This is a genomic window from Schinkia acidoalkalinis, assembly GCF_054301215.1.
On sequence record NZ_CP182573.1, the window covers coordinates 878,709 to 900,043 of the forward strand.

The window sequence follows — 21,335 nt, forward strand, 5'->3', positions numbered from 1 at the left end:
ACCCCTATTTAAACCCAAACCCCTTACCTTCAATAAACCCTCGTAAGTGTGCCCTTCTTGGCGCTTGATAAATTTTACTTACATACTCGGACCATGTTTCTGAACGATTGCCACTGGATCTTGTTTCATAATAATCTTTCATGACATGATCATATTCTAAGATACAGTTCTCTTGCCTATCATTTTGATACAGTTCCTCATGTAAAATCGCATGTAAAGGCAAACGTGGCTTTTGTTCCGGAATTTTTTCTTGATCCGGATAGCCCAAGCACATCCCGAAAACTGGATAAACAAAATCAGGTAGGTTCAATAATTCACTTACTTCTTTACTATTATTTCGTATGCCGCCGATATAGACGCCGCCAAGGCCAAATGATTCCGCAGCCAGCATGACATTTTGGGCGATTAAAGCTGCATCAACTGAAGCAACCAAGAATGGCTCAACTGTATCAAGATGCTGCTCGACATTTTGTATTTTTGAAGAGATAAAAATTCTGTTAAAATCCCCACAAAAAACGAGAAATACAGGGCATTTACTGACGTGCTTTTGGTTTCCGCAAAGCTCCGCCAACCTTTCTTTTCGCTTATAATCTCTAATCATTATGATGGAGTATGCTTGTACATTACTTGAGGTTGAGGCCCATTGTGCTGCCTCAATAATGCTTCCAATCATTTCATTTGGAATATCTTTATCCAAGTAATGACGGATAGATCGGTGGTTTGACATTACCTTCAATATCTCATTCATAAGATCACTCACTCCTAAATACTTCTTATGCCTCAAGTATATCCCTACTTAGGCAAATTTCAAAAAATAAAAGGCCTATTTTTACATAAGCCTTTAAATGATTTTGTATTTAGTTATTTTTTCGATTTTGAAAAGCGATAAGAGTATTGATTCTGTGTTGACGAACAACCTCTTCAATCTTACTTACAGGTGCATTTTCTTTAAAAAGATTAATGATGGCAGTGTGTTCTTCAATCGATTGACGGGCGCGCTTAGGAACAAATGTAAAAATTGAGCGCCGGACGCGATCCAAACGCTGCTGGGCTTGCTCAATTTGATCGATTAAAAAAACGTTATCGCACCTTTCAAAAATAACTGCATGAAATTTTCTGTTTAGCTGACTAAACTTTTCAAATTCAAAATTTGTTAAGGCCTCGTTCATCTCGTTGTTAAGTTGTTCGAGTTCAGTAAGATTTTGAGCGGTAATATTTCCAGCACTTAGTGAAGCTGCATATCCTTCCAAGACGGCGATAACTGAAAGAACTTCTTCATACTCCGTTTCGTTAATCGCACTAACGATGGCCCCGCTATACGGCTTGTATTGGATTAAACCATCAGATTCTAAATTTCGGATTGCCTCACGTATTGGTATTGTGCTTGTCCCAAGCTCTTTAGCTACTTGATCGATGACAATTCGTTGGCCTGGAACATATTCACCGTCCAAAATCTTTGCTCTTAAAAACTCGTAAGCATACTGTGTTTTGCTAATGGTTGGATGTTGGTTTTGGTTAGTGTTTTGGTTATTTTCCATGATTTAATCATATTCCAAATCGTATATGATATCAAGCGTTTTTTCACCAATTTCCAACAAGTACCTATTTAAAACGTTGATGGATATTATTATGTTTATATGTTCCTGCTTCACTAAATTCTACAAGCTCCATGGATAGCGCCAAAAACCTTCTAGAAAATAGCTCTGCAAAATGTTCCTTGATTACGTCAAACAGCTCGTCACAAGTACTTTTTTTATCCTGCTTACTTCGTCCGGCCCCAATCTTAAGGGTCACATGGACGAACGCATCATCCTCTTTCCCGTCTGCAACCCGATAATCTTCTAGTTCAATAGCTCGAGAGCGCAACCCTCCGATTGGAAAAAGAGGGCTTTTCGATATAATAACCCCATTGATTTTCTCAAGTAATAAAGGGATATTCGCCTCGGCTTTAATATTATTCGTATATTCAACGATAATATGCGGCATCTTTTATCATCTTCCTTCCCTCGTACTCTTAAAAATTATCGACCTGCTATTGTATTAACAAGCCGTCCAATATGATTAATTTCCGTAACAACTTCATCCCCAACTTCAACATTTACAGCACCTACAGGTGTTCCGGTTAAAATGACGTCACCTTTATTTAGTGTCATGAAGCTGCTTAAATACTCAATAAGCGCTGGTATACTAAAGATCATGTCCTTTGTATTACCTTCTTGTGTTAATTTACCGTTCACATATGTTCTTAAGGCTAAATTCATTGGATCTTCAATATCTTTTGCATCTACAAGCCAAGGGCCAATCGGAGTACAAGTATCCCTGTTTTTCACCCGCAAATTCGGACGATAGTAATTTTCTAAATAATCACGGATGGCATAATCATTGGCAACAGTATAGCCGGCTACATAATCATAAGCGTCTTCCTGCCTTACATTTCTAGCCTGTTTTCCAATGACAACGGCAAGCTCACATTCATAGTGCATAAACGTTGCATCAGCTGGTCGGAACGTTTGCCCATAGTGTCCAATAAATGTACCTGGTCCCTTTAAAAATACAAGCGGTTCTGTTGGTGCTTTAAATGCCAACTCCTTCGCATGGTCTGCATAATTCAATCCTAGTGCAAACACCGTTTGCATCTCGACAGGTGGCAGCCAGACTACTTCCTGTTCCTCCACGATGCGGCCGTCTTCCAGCTTTAAGCGGCCTTCCACTTCAACAGCTTCATGAATGGCTCCAGAGAAAGCTACACGTGCTCTTTTCATCTGTTTATACCTCCTACTCTTACTTCATTCTCATGAACAACCGTATTTTCCAAGACGCCAACTTCAGCAATTTCGATACGGACTTGGTCGCCCACCTTCACTACTGGTGCATTCTCCGGTACGCCAACCAATAATGTGTCACCTTCATGCAATGTCATAAAATCAGTAACATCAGCAATCAATTGCGCTACAGAGCGAATTAAATTTGCTGTCGTATTTTCTTGGTGCAATTCACCATTAACGAAAACACGAATAGTTAGTGCATCGGGATTGGCAATTGCCTCACGGTCAATGACCCAAGGACCGACTGGACAAAAGCCGTCACGGCATTTTTGGCTTATTGCCGGACGATATACGCTGCTATGCGGAATACTTACGTCGTTCACAACAGTATAGCCGGCTACATAGTCCAAGGCTTCCTCTTTCGTAACCCGTGTTGCTTTACGCCCAAATACTACTCCCAACGCAGCACCTACCTCTAATTCTTGAATATTGGTAGGCATAGGGATTGGCATTCCGTAGCCAATGTGGGTATTTACCGGTTTAATATAAAGAGTCGGTGCCTTTGGCGGAGCTTTATATGGGTCCTCATGAACTGCTTCACCCAGTCTCTCCAATGCACCTTGATAATTTAATAAAGTACCGTAGACTGTTCCTGAAACCGGCGCATCCAACTTTAATTCTCGTAAACTTGTATTTCTTCCTTTTACTTCTACTATTTGATTCTGAGCATCTACGACAACAGTTTCCGCTTGAGATATCCCGCTGAATTTGATTTTCCCATTGCTCAATTTTTTCACCTCATCTTTTTTATTAATTCCGATTAAATACAACTAATTTCATTTCCGTCATTTCTTCAACCGCATATTTTATACCTTCACGACCCACTCCGCTTTCTTTAACGCCACCATATGGCATATTATCAACACGGAATGTTGGAATATCATTTATCATAACTCCTCCAACATGAAGCTTTTCTGCTGCATCAAGGGCTGTATTCACATTATTCGTATAAATACCCGCCTGTAATCCATAACGTGAATCGTTAACAAGCTCTATCGCTTCCTCCACAGACTTCACTTTATTAAGAAGAACGATTGGGGCAAATACTTCCTGGCATGATACTTTCAACGCTTTATCAGCATTTAAAACAACGGTTGGAAGTAGAATATTTCCTTCGGCAACGCCACCTGTAGCAATCTCTGCACCGAACCGCTTTGCTTCTTCAATCCATTCCAATGTCCGCGTCACATCACCTTTAGAAATTAAAGCAGATACATCTGTTTGTGGATCCAGTGGGTCTCCTGCCTTAAGTTGTTTTGCTGCTGCGACAAATTTTTCTACGAAGGATTCATACAAATTTTCATGAATATAGACGCGTTGTAAAGAAATACAAACTTGACCTTGATTTGAGAAGGCACCTATTACTGCGCGTGAAACAATTTTATTGATATCGACTCCGTCATCGACAATAAGAGCAGCATTTGAGCCAAGCTCAAGGGTAACCCGCTTTAGCCCTGCCTTATTACGAATGCCGATTCCAACAGCCGGACTACCTGTAAACGTAATCACCTTGACACGGTCATCTGTTACTAATTTATCCCCTACTACTCTACCACTACCTGTAACAAGGTTAAGGGCACCTGCAGGCAAACCAGCTTCTTCAAGCAACTCTGCTAGAAAATACGCGGATAAAGGGGTTTGTGAAGCAGGCTTTAAAACGATTGTATTTCCAGCTGCAATCGCTGGTCCAACCTTATGTGCCACTAAATTCATTGGAAAGTTAAATGGAGTAATCGCTCCTACTACACCTAACGGCTCGCGTACAGTATATGCAATGCGATTTTCCCCACCTGGCGCTGCATCAAGTGAAAGCGTTTCCCCATGAATCCGTTTTGCTTCCTCAGCTGCAAATTTGTACGTCTGAATCGTACGCGCAACTTCTCCTTTTGCAGTTGTAATTGGCTTGGCTGCTTCTAATGCAATAATGCGAGCTGCTTCATCAGAACGTGCTTCATAAAGCTGCACTAATTTTTCTAAAATCGCTGCACGTTTATGGGCAGGCATTTTAGCCATTACTTCACGAGCATCGTACGCAGCTTCAATCGCCTGATTTACTTCTTCCTCAGTTGCTGCAGGAATTTCCGCTAATACCTCTTCAGAATAAGGAGCTGTCAAAGTAGTATAAGAATTCGTCTCTACCCATTCACCATTTATAAATAATTTCTTTTTAAGTACCATTCACGCTCTCTCCTTTTCAACTAAAATATTTACCTATCAATGAAAACCTCAACATAGTTTTAAAAAACTGCAATTATTATATAGTAAATCATATATTAAATCATATATGATTTCAAGCGTAATTATCAGATTCGCTCAATTTGTACTTGAACTTCAGTAAAAAATGCCTTTTGATCACTGGAAAGAAATTGGTCAATAATCGCCCGTTCAATAAAGTCTCCCTTTATTTTGTAGTTATTTTCTTTAATAAAAATCAGTAAATCCTTATAATAGTCTGCCGCTTCACTTCGCTCACCACGATAATAAATGGATGCATACTCTCCTTCTGGAAAGGAGCTGCTCATTGTATGCAATAAATCTTGCTCTTCTGTTTCTTCCAAAAATAGAAAGATTGAATTGTATTCTTTAAAACAATTTTGTAGAACATTCGAAATCGTCCGGGTGAAGCCTACTTTTCCAAGAAAAATTGGCGTTCTAACGCCATATTGATTTTTAAGTTTTCGAAGGGCTAACTCTAGTTCATCTACACCCTCAATTTTTTGTTGCAATTGGACCAACATTCTTTTTGGGAGGTATTGAACGACGGGAACCCCTATCGTAACATTCTTCCGACTCCCCTCTATTTCATAAATTCTCCCCTCAAGCCATGTTTTAATCTTCTTTAATTCTTTTATCCTTGTTTCAATCGATACATGGTGATTCTTTAAAGAATCTAATAATTCGTTTATATTTCGGCTCTGAAGCTGTTGTTTAATTTCTTTCAACGGTACCCCTAACGTTTTTAGATAATGAATAATATCCAATTGCTTAAATTGCTCAGGTGAGTAATAACGGTAACCAGTTTCTTCATTGACTTCGATTGGTTTGAAAAGATCTATTTCATCATAATAACGAAGAGTCTTAATTGGAATGTTGTGCAATTTTGACAATTGACCGATGGAAAATTTATTTTTCATTTCTATCACCTGCTTATCATGTAGATAACAACTAATCTCATTTTATTTCAATTTTCGTAAATTTCAAAATAAAAAGCCGACCCAATGGGAGCCGACCTCTTATTGTTATTAAGCTTTTTCTAATCTTTTCACTATTTCAATTGGAAGTAGCTGGCCCGTTACAATATCTTCTACAGATACTGCTTCGTTTCTCCAACTTTCTGGCGGCAAAGCACCCCAGAAAGTTGCTCTTTGTGGGTCATCAAGATGCCACTTCACTGGTTCAAAGTCAGGGTCGTTTGTGAAATAGTCGCCTGTATATAGCTCAATTCGATTTCCATCATGGTCACGTACATATACGAAAAACGCATTAGACGTTCCATGTCTTCCTGGTGAGCGTTCAATATGGGCATGATAGCCTAATGATGCTAAATGGTCGCACGCGTCCAAAATTGACTTCGCATCATCCATCCAAAATCCTGTATGATGATAACGGGGGCCTTTTTCACTAATAAGCGCCAGATCATGTACGCTAGGTTTACGGTGCATCCATGCAGCCCAAATATGCTCATTCTCTTCGTAACCGTTTACAGTAAATTCAGAAGTTCTAAAGCCCAAATGATTGCTATACCATTCATATAAATCATCAATATTAGTAATTAAACAATTTGCATGGTCAATCCGTTTAACTTTTGAATTCCCTTGTAAATGAAACTTTTGCAGCATTCTTTCTGCCCTATCCATTTCATAGAAGAACTCTACCGGCATACCGCCTGGATCTTGAATCCGTAATGCACGTCCTTGGCCTTTTTCCTCACCGGCTTCAATCCAAACTTTCTTTACACCTAATTCTGTAAACAGTTCATCAAGCACATCTAAATCTTGATCACTACCAACACGATAGGCAATGTGCTTTAGGCTAGCTAGTTTTCCTTTTGTCAAGACTAAGCAATGATGATTGGCATCTTCAATGGCTCTTAAATAAATATGTTCTTCATCTGATTCTGTTTCAATAAAGCCTAAACCAGTACAATAAAACTCTCTCGCACGATCTAAATCAGTCACAGTCACTTCCGCATGGTGGAAACGAATAATATCAACGTTTTTCTTCATTATATCCTCTCCTTTTATTATAGTACCCTAATGATTTACTAAATAAATGATTTAGTAATTTAGCAATCATCTTGTATATTTGTTTTATACTTATAATATAAAGTATCCAGTTACCGGAGAGTCAATAATTTATTTCAGAAATTTCTACCTTTTAAAAAAATTCATGATATTCTATTATCATTGAAATCGTATATTATTTCGTATATAATATTAGTGACATGGTATGATTTTGTTTCATACTAAAATAAGTTGTTGTATACAGGGGGAAATTCACGGTGGAGACTATTTTCATTCAACATTCAATGGTTAAATCACAATTAATGAATTCTGAGCCTTGTGTTTTGGCGCTTGGATTTTTCGATGGAGTCCATCTAGGCCATCAAGGATTGATTCAAACCGCAAAAAGGATTGCAGCTGAAAAAAATGTCCCAATGGCAGTGATGACCTTTTATCCACATCCAAGACAAATTGTAAATAAGAGCAACGCTCCCGTGAAATATATAACCCCTTTATATAGAAAGCAAGATGTTCTAAATAGCATGGGTGTCGATCGGCTATATGTTGTAAAGTTTGATCCAGATTTCGCAAAGCTTAGTCCAGAAGAGTTTGTCGAACAATATCTTATTAATCTAGGGTGTTTACACATCGTTGCCGGTTTTGATTACACATACGGCTACAAAGGACAAGGAAATATGGAAACGCTTATAAAAGCAGGTGAAGGACACTTCGGTGTAACGGTAATTAAGAAAATTTCCCACAACAAGGAAAAAATAAGTTCAACCTTAATCCGGCAATTACTTCAACAAGGACATATGCAGTTAATTCCAAAATATTTAGGGTGTTATCATAAGGTAAATGGACTAATCAAGCGATCTTTACTCTTAAACGATGGCGTACAAGAATTGGTCATTAGAGTTGATTCCGATTACCTGCTACCGAGCGAAGGACAATACCAAATTCAATTAACATGTCACAATCTATTCTACAACGGAATCATTGAAAAAATCGTAATAAAGGACCATTTTAGTCATCTCTATGTATATATATATGAAGATTATAATCTATCAATTGGAAGCCCTGTTAATATTAAATGGATGGAATTAATCTCCAATACGAACAAAGGACAGCAAATTGAAATCGAAAAAGAAAACGTTTACGCTTTATAGAACTATATTACAGGGCTAAATATTGGACACACAAGACATTTTTCTTAAAAAATTAAGAAGCAAGGGGCTCCCTTGCTTCTTTCAGTTTCTAACTATTTATTTACCATTGGTAACTGGTTCTTTACTTTCTTCCAACACCATTTGGTCTAAGAACTTTTTAACTAGAGCCATTTCAGTTTCTTTATCAGCAGTCGTATAAGTATCCATTGTTACACGGAATGAATCGATTAGATAGAAACGCTCATATAATTCACCACGACCAGCTAAATCTGAACCGATGAAGTCCCAAGCTAGACGGTTTACTTTAATTTTTTCTAATGCAGATTTATTTCTAGCTTGATAGTACTTATCGATAAATGGTCTTAATGGACCTTCCATATCTTTCTTAGATGGAGTACATAAGAAACCGCCGCCGCCAATAAGTTGAATTAATTCGATGGATCTCGGAATCCATTTTGGCATTAATCCTCTTAAAGCTTGTAATGGCCTACCGTCAGGAATTAATACACCATTCACTCCATTTTCCTTAGCACCTTCAATTGCTGAAACAATCGCAGTACGTGTTAATTCTTTATATTGCCAGATTTCACCAAGCTTTTCTTTAATATGGTCAAATGCATTAACACCGTTCATGTCAGCAATCATGTGACCAATACCGAATAAGAACTCAAGCTTTGTAAGCGCTCTCGTCATTGCTTGGAATACGATATATGCACCCCAGTTTACTTCTGATGTTACTGCACGATATAATTCAGTATTTCCATCGATGAATACACGGTCCTTCGGAATATGACAATTATCAAAGATTACAATTGCGTCTTGCTCATCAAAACGACTTGATAGTGGATAATCAAATAAATCACGTTGCTTACTGAAAGAATCACGGTTAAGCAACATCATTCCTGGATGATCCATTGGAACCGCAAACATTAACGCATACTTTGAATCTTCAGGACGGATTCCTTGACCTGCTCTTGAAGGATAGATGGTCATTTCATCAGCAAACGGTGCTAATGTACCTAACATTCTAGCTCCACTTACAATGATGGAATCTTCGGTTTCGCCAACCTTGTGAAGGGCTAAATCTCCCTCACCTTGCTGTGCTTCTGGTACCGAGCGGTCCACTTGTGGATTAACGATACAGTGTGTTAAACATAAATCATTGTCCCGAATATATTTAAAGTAGTTTTCTAAATTTTTACCTTTTTCTGATTCGCCATATTTGTCCCATACATCCGTTCTGCTGGCATAGCAGGCAAATGTAATGTTTAAGTAGTCCGGGCTACGTCCCATGATTCCTGCAGAAGCTTCAGACCAAAGTTTAGAAGCTTTGTGTAATTTCCATAAATCGTCTTTAGATTTTGGGAACATAAAAGCGGTTCCAACTTTTTCGCCGTTTTCATTTTCAGATAGCATAACCTCAGGATGTAGATATTGTAAGTCATACAAGTGAGCAATTGATTCTGCTCCACCTTTAAGTTGTGGGTGTACTGTAATGTCTTCAATTCTTTCTCCGTTAAGGTAAATTTCGCGTCGGTCTTTTTTTAGCTTTTCTAAATACTGTGCTCCTGTACGTGCTGGCATGAACAACATCTCCCTTAATTGATTTTTGTCAAAAGTTGAAATATTTTTAATATTTCTTTTCCTTGTTTAAATCATATATGATTTAGGAGTGTTTTGCTACGACACTAAAGTTCTAAAATTATAATTTTATTAAACTTAAAATATCTAAATGTTTATTTACTGAACTATCAATCAAAAACAAATTCTCCTTTCAGCACTAAAACCTGAAAAGTTAATCGCAATTGAAAACTCACTTCAGGCTCTCTTAAATCAATACCTAAACAGTTTTCGATTTTCTGTATTCGATATCGTAATCCTGTTTTAGATAAAGCAAGATCTTCCATTGTTCGTTCGAGGTTGCCTCCATTTTGCAAAAATACATATAACGTTTTGATGAGCTCTGTATCTTTATTGCCACCATTATTAAGCAAAGGATTCAGCATATATTTCGCTTTTTGGATAATCACATTTTGATCCTTAGAATGAAGCATCATTCCGACTAATCCCAGCTCATTAAACGAAACAGCCTTTTTGTGCGAATTTGCCATTTCTATAGCGCTTAATGCTTCCTGGTAATGTTCAGGCGCATCAATAATATCTTCAGCAAGAGAGCTTATTCCAATTAGAAAATTAGCACCCCGATATTTTGTTGTTAAATGGTAAATAAATTGATTACATAGTTTTTCAATCGTATGTTCAGAATTCCTTATTTGTACGTACAAAACCGTATCGGCAGCCCGTTGACCAATAATGACCCCGGCCTTTTTTTTGTTAAAATATTGGACAGTTGTATCCAGCAATTCTTCGTAGAAAATGAGTTCCTTTTTTAAAAAGTCATCCAAATAATGATGTTTTAGGATCACAATATAATAAGGAGATTCCAAATCAATATTAATGAATCTACCTCGCTGCAAAACTTCTTTTTTCGATGCAAACTGCCCGTTTAATATTTGTTCGAAGAAATATCCCTTCATTCTTTCCATCGCTTCAAAGCTTGTTTTTTCGTTTAAAAGATGTAAGGAGGCAATAAAAGAGAGGCGATCCAAAACCATGTAGTCCAATTCCGGCAATGATTGACAATCCACTTGATAAACAAACGAACAATAACCAAACATTTTTTTCTGAACCATGATGGGTGTCATTAAACGTGAATGCTCTCTTGCCTTAATTTTCCGCATGTTTGAATAAGAAATGACGCTAGTACCGATTTCATATCTTCCCATCCATTCAGAAAAATCCAGCTTGATGTTTTCCAACTCATCCTTGGACAGCCCAGCATAAACATAGTCCCTAAAATTTACATCCTCAATGATAATTGGAATCCTTAATGTTTTCGAGATGTCATCAATAATCGACTGCAAGTCACTACCATTGATTAATGCCTGAGTGATCCTTTTACTTATTTCCGTTGCTTTGGAAAGGTTATTCCGCTCTTGAAGTAATGCTTCATACGTTCTTTCCAACTCTTTTACGATTGTAGAGTTTTCATAGTACTTTAATTCTTCATCAGCTTCGCCATTCCAACTATGAATCGATTTACCTACATATTTACACTGATCCTTCCCCATCCCTTTACAGGATAACTCCTTAAAGATGACCGTATGCCCACAAATAGTAGAATAATAGCCGCTCGCATAGCCAATCAGTGTATAACAAATAGGCACATCAGCAATGCCGAATTGGCGCATATGCTCCTCCGCCTCATAAGAATGAAACCACTCTCCTTCTACATAGACAGATTTGACTTTGCAATCAACGTCCCATTCAATATCTGTCTTTACTGTTTGAACCTTTGTATATCCCTTGATCATATGCTGGATGGGACCCTCTTTAAGAATCTCCTTGATTGAAGGTGTGTTTTTGTTTGCCCATGCCTTTTCCGCATCATAGGCTCCCATATTCCAACCATATCGCAATAAAAACCCCTTTACCCGCTCCATGCCGATATTATCTATTAGTTCTTTTCTTAATGTGCCAAAAACAGAGGATGGAGTTAATAAAATTCGTTCACTATCTAAAAAAATAGCACCATCCTTTTGTTGAATATGTAAATCATGAAATATTTTATTGACCATTAAACCCCCCTCTTCCTTTTAAAAAATATTCTATTCTCCCTATATTTTTAAATTTTTTTTGCACTTTTTGCAACTTTCAAACAAAAGGGCGTACATTCATTTTATTGTGAGCCTACTTCATTATAGAAAATGACTACATTTCATTCCCACACAAAAACACAGGAAGAACCTTCCTTCGGGCAGTTCCTTCCTGTGTCGTATCACTTGACTTTTTTTATGCTGTTGTACTGGTTTTGCCAAAATAGGCCTCTTGTACCCTTGGGTCCTTTAGTAGTTCTTTTGCTGTTCCTGATATAGCAATTTTACCATGTGCTAGGACACAGCCTCGATCCGCAACTTTTAAAGCTGCTTTAACATTTTGCTCAACGAGGATAATCGTTGTCCCCATTTCATCAGACAATGTTCTTAATATATTCATAATATCCTTAACAATGAGCGGAGCAAGTCCTAAAGAAGGCTCATCTAACATGAGAACTTTAGGTTTAGCCATAAGGCCTCGACCAATTGCCACCATTTGCTGTTCCCCTCCGGATAATAAACCACCTGGACGATCTAGCATTTGCTTTAAGCGTGGAAACATTTCTACTATATCTTCGTAATCCTTCTGAATAGTTTTTTTGTCCTTACTATATCTATGGTAAGCACCCAGAAGAAGATTATCTTTTACTGAGATAGATGTAAATATTTGACGTCGCTCCGGGACTAAACAAATCCCCTTTGAGACAACCTTTTGGACACCATCTTTTGTAATATTTTCATCTCTTAAAGTTATGGAACCTTCCTTAGGAGAATATATACCTGCAAGAGTACCAAGTAAGGTACTTTTTCCAGCTCCATTAGAGCCGACGATGGCTAATAACTCACCTTGATTAAGCTCAAATTCTATCCCCTTTAAGACGTGGAGAAAACCGTGATAAGTGTGGAGGTTTTCAACCTTTAGCATAAGATCTCCTCCTCTTCATCACCCAAATATGCTGCAACAACCTTTGGATTTTGGTAAATTTCGTCTGGAGTCCCCTCACCAATTTTGACTCCATTATCGAGTACAACCAAACGATCAGAAATGGACATAACCGTCTCCATATCATGCTCAACAAAAATAAAGGTCATGCCTTCTTCCCTCATCTTCAATATGACTTCCACTAGCTGTCTAGACTCTTCGGAATTCAAACCAGCCATTGGTTCATCTAGTAAAATTAATTTCGGATTGGAAGCAGCTGCTCGTGCTATCTCTAATAATCTTTGATTCCCATATGGTAAACTTTCAGAGACTTCATAGGCCAGGTCTGCAATCCCGACACGCTCAAGGCATTCCATCGCTTTCTTCATTATTTTGTGTTCTTCTTTAACAACCATCGGAAGACGAAACCCAGCTGTAAACATGTTTGTTTTCATTGTTAAATGAGCACCAGTCATTACATTTTCAATAACCGACATATTACTAAATACTTCAAGGTTTTGAAAGGTTCTTGTTACGCCAGCTTTTGCTATTTGATATGGTTTCAAACCTGTTAACTTTTTTTCATTAAAATAAACATTCCCTGACGAACTTGGTAAAACACCGGTTATCATATTAAATAATGTCGTTTTCCCAGCACCATTCGGTCCGATAACAGCGAAAATTTCACCCTTCTTTACTTCAAAAGAAACGTCATTAACAGCGAGGACCCCACCAAATTGCCTTGTTAATTTTTCCACTTTTAATATCGTTGTATCCATCATGATTGGTTGTCACCTCCGGAAACTGCTCTATTAACACCAACCTGGAATGCATGTTGAACGTGCTTTTTCTTCTGAAAGACGGAAAATAGTTTTTCTAGCTGTGGTGATAAGCCGTTAGGCATATAAATCAGCGTGATGACTAACAGCACACCGAAAAATACAATCTCAAACTCTCCTCCTGCATTTGGTAATAAAACTGGAATATAGTGTTTTAGCAATTCACCTAAGAGTACATAGGTGGCTGCCCCTACAATCGACCCCCAAATCCGGCTGGATCCACCAATAATAACCATAATCAAAAAGAAAATTGAGGTATTTACACCGAACAACTCAGGGTTGATAAATGACACATAATGAGCTAGTAGAGAGCCCGCCAACGCAGAAAACATTGCACTTAATATTAGAACTTGAAGCTTATAGTTCATAATATTGACTCCAACAGCATCAGATGCAATTTCACTACCTTCAATTGATCTTAACGCACGTCCGATTCGTGAATGGATGACATTTCGCGAAAAAATAAGTCCGATGATCACAAAAAACCAAACTAAATAAAAGAAGCGTACATCATTATTAAATTCAAAACCAAACAAACTTATCGTAGGAATACCAAAAAATCCATTGGAACCACCTGTTAGATCACGGAGCTCTTTGAACGCTGTATAGATAATAATTCCAAAGCCTAATGTAGCTAATGCTAAGTAGTGCCCCTTTAATTTAAAGGTTGGGATTCCAACTATTAAGGCAACGATACCGGCAACAACCATTCCCACAATGATTGCCATCCAAGGAGAGACTCCGTAAGTTGTTGAAAGAATCGCTGTTGAATAAGCGCCAATACCGTAGAATGCAGCATGACCTAAAGAAATTTGACCTGCATAACCAACCAACATCGTCATTCCGTTACAAACAAGTGCATAGAAGCCAATCATAATCAGAACTGTATAAAAATAATTGGACTTAATGAATATTGGCAGGAGTAATAGTAAAACGGAAAAGAGAAGGATTCCAATAGGGCCGTTATTATAAATATTTTTCAGTTGTTTTTTATGCATATCCAATCCTCCTTATACCCGTTTACCTGATGCTTTTGCAAATAATCCTTCTGGTTTTAAGAATAAAATAGCCAATAACAATGTAAAACTTACAGCATCTTTTAACCCACCCGACCAAAGACCTTCAGTAAACGATTCTAGAATTCCAATAATAAATGCACCTGCAATCGCCGCCGGGGCATTTGTTAATCCCCCTATAACTGCAGCCACAAATGCTTTCAGGCCAAGCATCATTCCCATATCGTAGGTCGCACCTGAAATTGGGGCAATTACAATTCCTGCTAGAGCCCCCAGTCCCGCACTTATGGATATAGTTATAAGTGACATTTTCTCTGGATTAATCCCCATCAACCTTGCTGCAAATACATTGACCACGCAGGCTGTTAAAGCTTTTCCAACATAGGTCTTGTTGAAAAAGTAAATCATAGCGAACAAAATGATAATTGAAATAGCGATTGCCCATATATTTTGTGGCAATAGAACCGCATTTAAGAATTTAATCGGTGTATTATCCGTGAACGGCGGTAATGCCTGTGGTTGTGTTCCCCAGATTAGGATCGCTATTCCACGAAAAGCAATCGATACACCAATCGTGATAATAATAAGTGTTGGTACTGAAGAATTTCGTGCCGGATAAATTGCTACTCTTTCAAACAATGCACCGATGCCAATAACAATCATTATACTTAAGATAACGGCTGCCCATAAAGGCAGCCCCATCTTAACAAATGCAATACTAATCAAAGCACCAAACATCGCAAATTCACCTTGTGCTAAATTTAAAACACCAGTGACGTTGTATATGATTACAAAGCCAATAGCAATTAAGGCATAAATAGATCCGATTGTTAATCCGGAGAATAATAACTGTAGCATTTGACTGAGAACTTCCATTGAATACCTCCATTCTGTTATTCGGTGTAACCCTGATTACTCTTTATCCATTAAAACCCATTTACCATTTTCTACTTTCACCATCACCATATCGTCAGTAGATAAACCATTATGATTTTTAGGACTTACGTGGAAAACTCCATCTTGCCCAACAAATTCCCCAAGGTCATTTTCGAGATAATCTCTAATAGCCGCTCCATCTGTACCTACTTTTTCAATAGCTTTAGTAACCATCACAAATGAATCCCAAGCGTGACCAGCAAATAAGCTTACAGGTTCATTGTATTTTTTCTCAAATTGCTCTTTAAATTGAAGAAGCACTTCTTTTTGCGGGTCGCTGTCAGGCAGTTGTTCTGCGACAATAATTTTTGCTGATGGTAAGATTAATCCATTCGCCGCATCACCTGCTAGTTCAAACAATTGTACAGAACTAATGCCATGACTTCCGATGATAGGCAATTCAATTCCTAACTCTCTAATATTTTTAACAACTACTGATGTTTCCTGAACAGTACCCCAAACAATGATTGCCTGTGGATTTGCCTTTTTAACCCTTGTTAACATTGGCTTTGCATCCTTCACAGTGACATCAAACTCATCTTCAATCACTGCCTCAACTCCATATTCCGGAGCTAGTTTCTGAAATTGTGTATGTCCACCAGTACCATAGTTATTGGCAACATTTAACCAAGCAACTTTTGTAATACCTTGAGCTTTTAAATATTGTAAAATTTTATCAACTGCATGTGTATCATCCGGTGATACTTTAAATACATATTCACGTGGTGATCCGTCTTCTTTTTGGTAGATTTGTTGACTTGCCGCTGAAGCGATGAATGGAACTTTATTTTGTTCAGCAAGTGGAAGCATTGCTAAAGCATTTCCGCTTATTGAACCACCAATTACTGCAGACACCTTATCTTGAGTAATCGCCTTTTTCATAGCCAATACTGCCTCATTTTGATCTGACTTATCATCGTACGAAATTAATTCAATCTTCTTCCCGTTAATGCCACCCTCTTGATTCTTCATGTCAACTAACATTTTTGCCGCTTCCATTCCTGGTGATCCAAGCGGTGCAGCTCCCCCAGAAGTTGAAAAAATTGCTGCTATTTTAATAGTATCGGAGTCTGATTTCGTTTCATTAGAATTTGTTTCACTGCTAGAACTACAGCCAAATAACAATATTGCACTCAATACGAATAAAATTAAAAGAGAAAGCTTTTTCATTTTTACACCTCATTATTTATTTTTTCTAAATCCCTTTGAATCTATTTATTGAAAACGTTGTCAAAATGAAAAACATAATAATGATGCAACTTCTATTTTACCTTCAACATAATTATGAATATAATTTATTTTCTGATATTTATAATCAAATCATGGCCTTTTTCCTAAAATTCAGCGGCATTCATTTTCTTGCTTCCAATTTCTAAAAGCAATCATCGTATTTTTACGGTGCTGTCGCACTTCTTCCTCGATTTTAAATGAAGGTGCTTTTTCTTTTAAAAGGTAAATAATAGAGTTGTGTTCCTCAACCGATTCACGGATACGTTGCGGTACTAAAGTAAAAATGGAGCGCCTAATCCGATCCAATCGTTGTTGTGTTTGTCGAATTTCTTCTATTAAAAAATTATTGCCACAATTATCAATAATAATAGAATGAAATTTTCGATTAAGTTGATTAAACTTATCAAATTCAAAGTCATGTAATGCCTCATACATTTGATCATTAAACTTAATCATTTCATCCAAGTTTCGGGAGTTTAAGCGTTCGGCACTTAGTGCAGCGGCATAACCTTCTAAAACGGAAATAGCAGACAGTATCTCAATATATTCTGTTTCATTGATAGCGCTTACGATAGCACCGCTATAGGCTTTATATTGAATCAATCCATCTGATTCAAGATTACGAATGGCTTCACGTATCGGAATCGTACTTGTTCCAAGCTCTTTTGCAATTTGATCGATCACAATGCGCTGGCCTGGCCCATAAATGCCTTCAAGAATCTTGGCGCTTATGTATTCATACGCATACTGTGTTTTGCTAATTGTTCCCCTTTGACGTCGATTCATCTTCTTCTTTTCCATAAATTTTTTCAATCAGCTATTCACGATGTCTTTTGAAATATGGCAGCTATATGTCACCTCCGCGGTATATTTAGTTGTTCTATCTGAATCATATATCACATCATATATGATTTCAAGTGTTTTTTATACATTTTTTACAATTAAATTTAAGTATGAATCGTTCAATCTTGCACTATTGCTAGTTTCAATAAAAGCTAGAGAGAATTGCCCCTCTAGCTTTTATCTTTCCTCTTTATTTTCCAAACTGTGGAATGTGGTGATCACCGATAGCAACATGGATCACCTTTGGCTCAGTGTAGAATTCAAAGGCATAATGACCACCTTCTCTACCGATTCCACTATCTTTTGTCCCGCCGAAAGGAATACGCAAATCGCGGACGTTTTGAGCGTTGATCCAGATCATACCAGCTTCAACTACGTCTGCTACGCGATGAGCTCTTTTAAGATTATTCGTCCATACGAATCCAGCAAGACCGTATTTCACATCATTTGCAGCTTTGATTACTTCTTCTTCATCTTCGAATTCAATTACAGCCATAACTGGTCCGAAGATTTCCTCTTGAGCGACTCTCATATCATTGGTTGCATTTAATAGAATCGTTGGAGGTACGAAGTTACCTGCTTTTACTTCTTCCGGTATTGTTCCCTGTACTACTTCGCAGCCTTCTTCTTTCGCGATTTCAATATAGCTTTTTACTTTGTTATAGTGACCCTTTTCAACTAGTGGACCAAGTTGTGTAGATGGATCCATTGGATCACCGATTTTGATGTTGATTACTCTTTGTTTTAATGCTTCAACAAATTTATCCTTAATCTTCTTATGAAGGAACACACGTGAATTTGATGTACAACGTTCACCATTAAAAGAGAAGATTCCCCATACCGCAGCATCTAGAGCACGGTCAAGGTCAGCATCTTCGAACACGATTAGAGGTGATTTACCCCCTAGCTCCATAGATGTTTTCTTAAGCGTATCTGCTGAATTTTTGATAATAATAGAACCAGTCGTTGTTTCACCTGTGAAGGAAATAGCTTTCACATCAGGATGCTTCACCAATGCATCACCAGCTGTTTCACCGAAACCGTGAACAACGTTGAACACACCCTTTGGTAAACCAGCTTTATCAATAATCTCAGCTAATTTATTTGCTGTTAACGGAGATAATTCTGCTGGTTTTAACACTACAGTATTACCAGTAGCTAATGCAGGTGCTACCTTCCAAGTTTCCAGCATAAACGGAGCATTCCAAGGTGTAATCAGACCAACAACACCTAATGGCTTATAAACCGTGTAGTTAATGAACTCATCATCCATTGGGAACATTTCACCATGTTTTGTTTCAATCATTTTCGCATAGAAACGGAAGTTTTCCGCTGCACGTGCAGCCTGGTTTTTTGTTTGACTGATTGGTAGACCAGTATCTAATGATTCAAGGAAAGCGATTTCATCATTCGCTTCATCAATAAGATCTGCAATTCTATTAATATATTTCACACGTTCTTTTAATTTCATCCTAGTCCAAGGACCGTTTTTAAAAGCCTCGTTTGCAGCCGCAACCGCTTTGTCCATATCCTCTTTGCGACCTTCAGCGATATTGTTAATCACTGTATTTGTAAAAGGGTTTGTATTTGAAAATGTGGTGCCTGCCTCGGCATCAACGAACTGACCATTGATGTATAACTTGATATCTTCTAATTTTTTATGAGTATTTAAAGCTTTTGAATCCACTGTTTGGCTTTGCATCATATTCACATCCTTATCTGTCCCATTTAACCAACTAGGAATCTAGTTAATTAAATGGGACGTTTTAATTATTTTATTAGCTATTATTTAGTTACAACTTTTTCAGGAAGTTCTACATGTCTTGATAATACATTACGAAGTTTTTCTTGTAGTTCTGGTGTTGGAAGAGCCATCGGTCTACGTAAAATAGGTTTAGCAATACCCATCATTCCCATAGCAGCTTTTAATGGCGCAGGGTTTGTATCTTCAAACAAAACATCATTTAATTCCATTAATTCAAAATGATGATCTAATGCGCCTTGAATGTTTCCTGCTTCATAATCATTGTATAGATTAGCAATCTCTTTAGGAAGAAGGTTTGCTGTTGCACTAATGTGACCAGCTCCACCGATAGCTAACATTGGGTAACATAATAATTCGATACCAGAATATAAATTGAAATCTCTTCCACACTTTAATAACACACGGTTAACATGTTCGAAGTCTTTATTAGATTCTTTAACTCCAATGATTTGTGGAACATCTTTTACAAGACGAGCTAATGTGTCAACATGTAGATTTACTGCTGTTCTACCAGGGATATTGTATACGATGATTGGAACATCTACTGTTTCAGCAATAGTTCTATAATGATCATATAATGCATGCTGTGATGGTTTGTTGTAATAAGGAACGATGATTAATACAGCATCTGCTCCAATTTCTTTAGCCTTTTGAGTTAAGTAAATGGTTTCATCAAAATTAACAGAACCAGTTGCAGGAACAAATGGAACTCTTCCATTAATTACTCTTGCAGCGTTTTCCATAACTTTTACGCGCTCTTCCGTTGTTAAAGATGAAGGTTCACCAGTTGTACCACATACAGAAATTGCATGGCTTCCGCTTTCGATTTGCCAGTTGATAAGTTTCTCTTGTGTTTCAAAATCGATTGAATAATCTTCGTTAAATGGTGTAACTACAGGTGCTATGGATCCTCTTAATCTCTTTTTCAATTCTTTGTACATGATTTATTCCTTCCTTCCTAATACGAATATTTATAGAAAATTCATTTAATTTACTTTACATTTAAATCATATATCAAATCATATATGATATCAATAGATTTTTTAAAATCATATATGATTTTTTTATTTTTTGAACAAAAAAATAAAAGAGAGCCTAAATGACTCTCTTTTATGAAATCTATTAGTCAACAACTGTAAAGGTAACTTCACCTATGCCATCAAATTTACCTGATACAACATCGCCTTTAGAAAGCATAACGGCACCAGTGATACCGCCGGTTAAAATGATATCGCCTTTTTTCACCTTTTCCCCTTTACGGGCAAGCATATTGGCAAGCATTGCAACCGAATTGGCTGGATGCCCAAGAACCGCCGCACCTGCTCCAAGTTCTTTCATTTCACCATTAATTGTAATCGTTGTACCAACTAAATCCAGTTCAAATTGTTCCGGTTTTTTCAAAGTTGTACCAAAAACAACTCTAGACGTTGAAGCATTATCGGCTACTACATCCGGAAGTGTGAAATTAAAATTTTCATAGCGGCTATCAATGATTTCTAACGCCGGAAGCACATATTCAGTCGCGGCTAATACTTGGGCCCCCGTAACACCTGGTCCTTCTATGTCTTCTCCCATGACAAAAGCGATTTCCGCTTCAACTTTCGGATGAATCAAATCACTTAATTTAACTTTTCCACCATTATCAATCAACATATAATCAAACACATAGCCATAAATTGGATCTTCTACGCCCATTTGTTTCATTTTTGCAAAGCTTGTTAAGCCCATTTTGGGTCCAACGATTTTTTTGCCTTCGCTTAATTTTGTTCTAACAATTTCTTCTTGAACTAAATAGGCTTCATCAAAGGTTAGGTCAGGCTTAATAGATGCTGTTACTTTAACAACCTCATGTTTGCCAGTCTCTGCATCCAACAAATAGGTTGCGATATCTTTGATTTGTTCTTTTGTTAT

At 37.5% G+C, this 21,335-nt stretch carries 20 protein-coding genes; 1 reads left to right on the forward strand and 19 read right to left on the reverse strand.

Annotated features, from left to right (window positions below; genetic code table 11):
* Positions 1–4 precede the first annotated feature (4 nt).
* The 8 genes from nfsA to hpaD form a co-directional block, all read right to left on the reverse strand.
* Positions 5–748 (reverse strand): oxygen-insensitive NADPH nitroreductase, encoded by a 744-nt coding sequence (nfsA, locus tag ACNQFZ_RS04540; protein WP_458414168.1) that lies wholly within the window; start codon positions 746–748, stop codon positions 5–7.
* Between the two features lie 109 nt (positions 749–857).
* Complete coding sequence (locus ACNQFZ_RS04545; protein WP_458414169.1) at positions 858–1,538, reverse strand: GntR family transcriptional regulator; 681 nt, start codon at positions 1,536–1,538, stop codon at positions 858–860.
* Positions 1,539–1,602: 64 nt separating this feature from the next.
* Positions 1,603–1,986, reverse strand: coding sequence for a 5-carboxymethyl-2-hydroxymuconate Delta-isomerase (locus ACNQFZ_RS04550; RefSeq protein WP_458414170.1), 384 nt, complete (start codon positions 1,984–1,986; stop codon positions 1,603–1,605).
* A 35-nt stretch (positions 1,987–2,021) separates the two neighbouring features.
* Positions 2,022–2,762, reverse strand: coding sequence for a fumarylacetoacetate hydrolase family protein (locus ACNQFZ_RS04555; protein WP_458414171.1), 741 nt, complete (start codon positions 2,760–2,762; stop codon positions 2,022–2,024).
* Complete coding sequence (locus ACNQFZ_RS04560) at positions 2,759–3,553, reverse strand: fumarylacetoacetate hydrolase family protein (RefSeq protein ID WP_458414172.1); 795 nt, start codon at positions 3,551–3,553, stop codon at positions 2,759–2,761. The genes ACNQFZ_RS04555 and ACNQFZ_RS04560 overlap by 4 nt, the downstream gene beginning before the upstream one ends.
* A gap of 22 nt (positions 3,554–3,575) precedes the next feature.
* Positions 3,576–5,003 carry an aldehyde dehydrogenase family protein gene (locus ACNQFZ_RS04565; protein ID WP_458414173.1) on the reverse strand — a complete coding sequence of 476 codons (1,428 nt, stop codon included), beginning with the start codon at positions 5,001–5,003 and terminating at the stop codon, positions 3,576–3,578.
* A 125-nt stretch (positions 5,004–5,128) separates the two neighbouring features.
* Positions 5,129–5,959, reverse strand: coding sequence for a MerR family transcriptional regulator (locus tag ACNQFZ_RS04570; RefSeq protein WP_458414174.1), 831 nt, complete (start codon positions 5,957–5,959; stop codon positions 5,129–5,131).
* A 108-nt stretch (positions 5,960–6,067) separates the two neighbouring features.
* Positions 6,068–7,051 (reverse strand): 3,4-dihydroxyphenylacetate 2,3-dioxygenase, encoded by a 984-nt coding sequence (hpaD, locus tag ACNQFZ_RS04575; protein WP_458414175.1) that lies wholly within the window; start codon positions 7,049–7,051, stop codon positions 6,068–6,070.
* 275 nt (positions 7,052–7,326) lie between these two features.
* On the opposite strand from hpaD, the gene ACNQFZ_RS04580 reads away from it, so the two are divergent.
* Complete coding sequence (locus tag ACNQFZ_RS04580; RefSeq protein WP_458414176.1) at positions 7,327–8,217, forward strand: cytidyltransferase; 891 nt, start codon at positions 7,327–7,329, stop codon at positions 8,215–8,217.
* Between the two features lie 96 nt (positions 8,218–8,313).
* Here ACNQFZ_RS04580 and ACNQFZ_RS04585 read toward each other — a convergent pair whose 3' ends face one another.
* The 11 genes from ACNQFZ_RS04585 to ACNQFZ_RS04635 form a co-directional block, all read right to left on the reverse strand.
* On the reverse strand, positions 8,314–9,801 hold the full coding sequence (locus tag ACNQFZ_RS04585) for a 4-hydroxyphenylacetate 3-hydroxylase family protein (RefSeq protein ID WP_458414177.1): 1,488 nt from the start codon (positions 9,799–9,801) through the stop codon (positions 8,314–8,316).
* 167 nt (positions 9,802–9,968) lie between these two features.
* The gene (locus ACNQFZ_RS04590; protein ID WP_458414178.1) at positions 9,969–11,855 is read right to left on the reverse strand and encodes a XylR N-terminal domain-containing protein; all 1,887 of its coding nucleotides are present in this window, start codon (positions 11,853–11,855) and stop codon (positions 9,969–9,971) included.
* A 214-nt stretch (positions 11,856–12,069) separates the two neighbouring features.
* A complete protein-coding gene (locus ACNQFZ_RS04595) occupies positions 12,070–12,798 on the reverse strand; it encodes an ABC transporter ATP-binding protein (RefSeq protein ID WP_458414179.1) in 729 nt (242 codons plus the stop codon).
* The gene (locus ACNQFZ_RS04600) at positions 12,792–13,574 is read right to left on the reverse strand and encodes an ABC transporter ATP-binding protein (protein ID WP_458415306.1); all 783 of its coding nucleotides are present in this window, start codon (positions 13,572–13,574) and stop codon (positions 12,792–12,794) included. Before ACNQFZ_RS04600 ends, ACNQFZ_RS04595 begins: the two co-directional genes overlap by 7 nt.
* Positions 13,574–14,632, reverse strand: a complete 1,059-nt coding sequence (locus tag ACNQFZ_RS04605; RefSeq protein WP_458414180.1) for a branched-chain amino acid ABC transporter permease — start codon at positions 14,630–14,632, stop codon at positions 13,574–13,576. Before ACNQFZ_RS04605 ends, ACNQFZ_RS04600 begins: the two co-directional genes overlap by 1 nt.
* Positions 14,633–14,644: 12 nt before the next feature.
* Positions 14,645–15,526, reverse strand: coding sequence for a branched-chain amino acid ABC transporter permease (locus tag ACNQFZ_RS04610; protein WP_458414181.1), 882 nt, complete (start codon positions 15,524–15,526; stop codon positions 14,645–14,647).
* 36 nt (positions 15,527–15,562) lie between these two features.
* On the reverse strand, positions 15,563–16,756 hold the full coding sequence (locus tag ACNQFZ_RS04615) for an ABC transporter substrate-binding protein (RefSeq protein ID WP_458414182.1): 1,194 nt from the start codon (positions 16,754–16,756) through the stop codon (positions 15,563–15,565).
* Between the two features lie 171 nt (positions 16,757–16,927).
* Positions 16,928–17,602: a GntR family transcriptional regulator gene (locus ACNQFZ_RS04620; protein WP_458414183.1), complete on the reverse strand. Its 675-nt coding sequence runs from the start codon at positions 17,600–17,602 to the stop codon at positions 16,928–16,930.
* A 247-nt stretch (positions 17,603–17,849) separates the two neighbouring features.
* Positions 17,850–19,361 carry a 5-carboxymethyl-2-hydroxymuconate semialdehyde dehydrogenase gene (hpaE, locus tag ACNQFZ_RS04625; protein WP_458415307.1) on the reverse strand — a complete coding sequence of 504 codons (1,512 nt, stop codon included), beginning with the start codon at positions 19,359–19,361 and terminating at the stop codon, positions 17,850–17,852.
* A gap of 83 nt (positions 19,362–19,444) precedes the next feature.
* Entirely contained in the window at positions 19,445–20,365 is a 921-nt protein-coding gene (gene hpaI, locus ACNQFZ_RS04630) for a 2,4-dihydroxyhept-2-ene-1,7-dioic acid aldolase (protein WP_458414184.1), read from the reverse strand.
* 181 nt (positions 20,366–20,546) lie between these two features.
* Positions 20,547–21,335: a 2-keto-4-pentenoate hydratase gene (locus tag ACNQFZ_RS04635; RefSeq protein ID WP_458415308.1), complete on the reverse strand. Its 789-nt coding sequence runs from the start codon at positions 21,333–21,335 to the stop codon at positions 20,547–20,549.

Bases quoted from the DNA above. Each gene is read 5' to 3' on its own strand.
- ACNQFZ_RS04585 (WP_458414177.1), bottom strand. From the start codon at position 9,801: ATGCCAGCACGTACAGGAGCACAGTATTTAGAAAAGCTAAAAAAAGAC.
- hpaE (WP_458415307.1), bottom strand. From the start codon at position 19,361: ATGCAAAGCCAAACAGTGGATTCAAAAGCTTTAAATACTCATAAAAAA.
- hpaI (WP_458414184.1), bottom strand. From the start codon at position 20,365: ATGTACAAAGAATTGAAAAAGAGATTAAGAGGATCCATAGCACCTGTA.
- ACNQFZ_RS04565 (WP_458414173.1), bottom strand. From the start codon at position 5,003: ATGGTACTTAAAAAGAAATTATTTATAAATGGTGAATGGGTAGAGACG.
- ACNQFZ_RS04550 (WP_458414170.1), bottom strand. From the start codon at position 1,986: ATGCCGCATATTATCGTTGAATATACGAATAATATTAAAGCCGAGGCG.
- ACNQFZ_RS04590 (WP_458414178.1), bottom strand. From the start codon at position 11,855: ATGGTCAATAAAATATTTCATGATTTACATATTCAACAAAAGGATGGT.
- ACNQFZ_RS04555 (WP_458414171.1), bottom strand. From the start codon at position 2,762: ATGAAAAGAGCACGTGTAGCTTTCTCTGGAGCCATTCATGAAGCTGTT.
- ACNQFZ_RS04620 (WP_458414183.1), bottom strand. From the start codon at position 17,602: ATGAATCGACGTCAAAGGGGAACAATTAGCAAAACACAGTATGCGTAT.
- hpaD (WP_458414175.1), bottom strand. From the start codon at position 7,051: ATGAAGAAAAACGTTGATATTATTCGTTTCCACCATGCGGAAGTGACT.
- ACNQFZ_RS04610 (WP_458414181.1), bottom strand. From the start codon at position 15,526: ATGGAAGTTCTCAGTCAAATGCTACAGTTATTATTCTCCGGATTAACA.
- nfsA (WP_458414168.1), bottom strand. From the start codon at position 748: ATGAATGAGATATTGAAGGTAATGTCAAACCACCGATCTATCCGTCAT.
- ACNQFZ_RS04600 (WP_458415306.1), bottom strand. From the start codon at position 13,574: ATGGATACAACGATATTAAAAGTGGAAAAATTAACAAGGCAATTTGGT.
- ACNQFZ_RS04605 (WP_458414180.1), bottom strand. From the start codon at position 14,632: ATGCATAAAAAACAACTGAAAAATATTTATAATAACGGCCCTATTGGA.
- ACNQFZ_RS04615 (WP_458414182.1), bottom strand. From the start codon at position 16,756: ATGAAAAAGCTTTCTCTTTTAATTTTATTCGTATTGAGTGCAATATTG.
- ACNQFZ_RS04545 (WP_458414169.1), bottom strand. From the start codon at position 1,538: ATGGAAAATAACCAAAACACTAACCAAAACCAACATCCAACCATTAGC.
- ACNQFZ_RS04595 (WP_458414179.1), bottom strand. From the start codon at position 12,798: ATGCTAAAGGTTGAAAACCTCCACACTTATCACGGTTTTCTCCACGTC.
- ACNQFZ_RS04570 (WP_458414174.1), bottom strand. From the start codon at position 5,959: ATGAAAAATAAATTTTCCATCGGTCAATTGTCAAAATTGCACAACATT.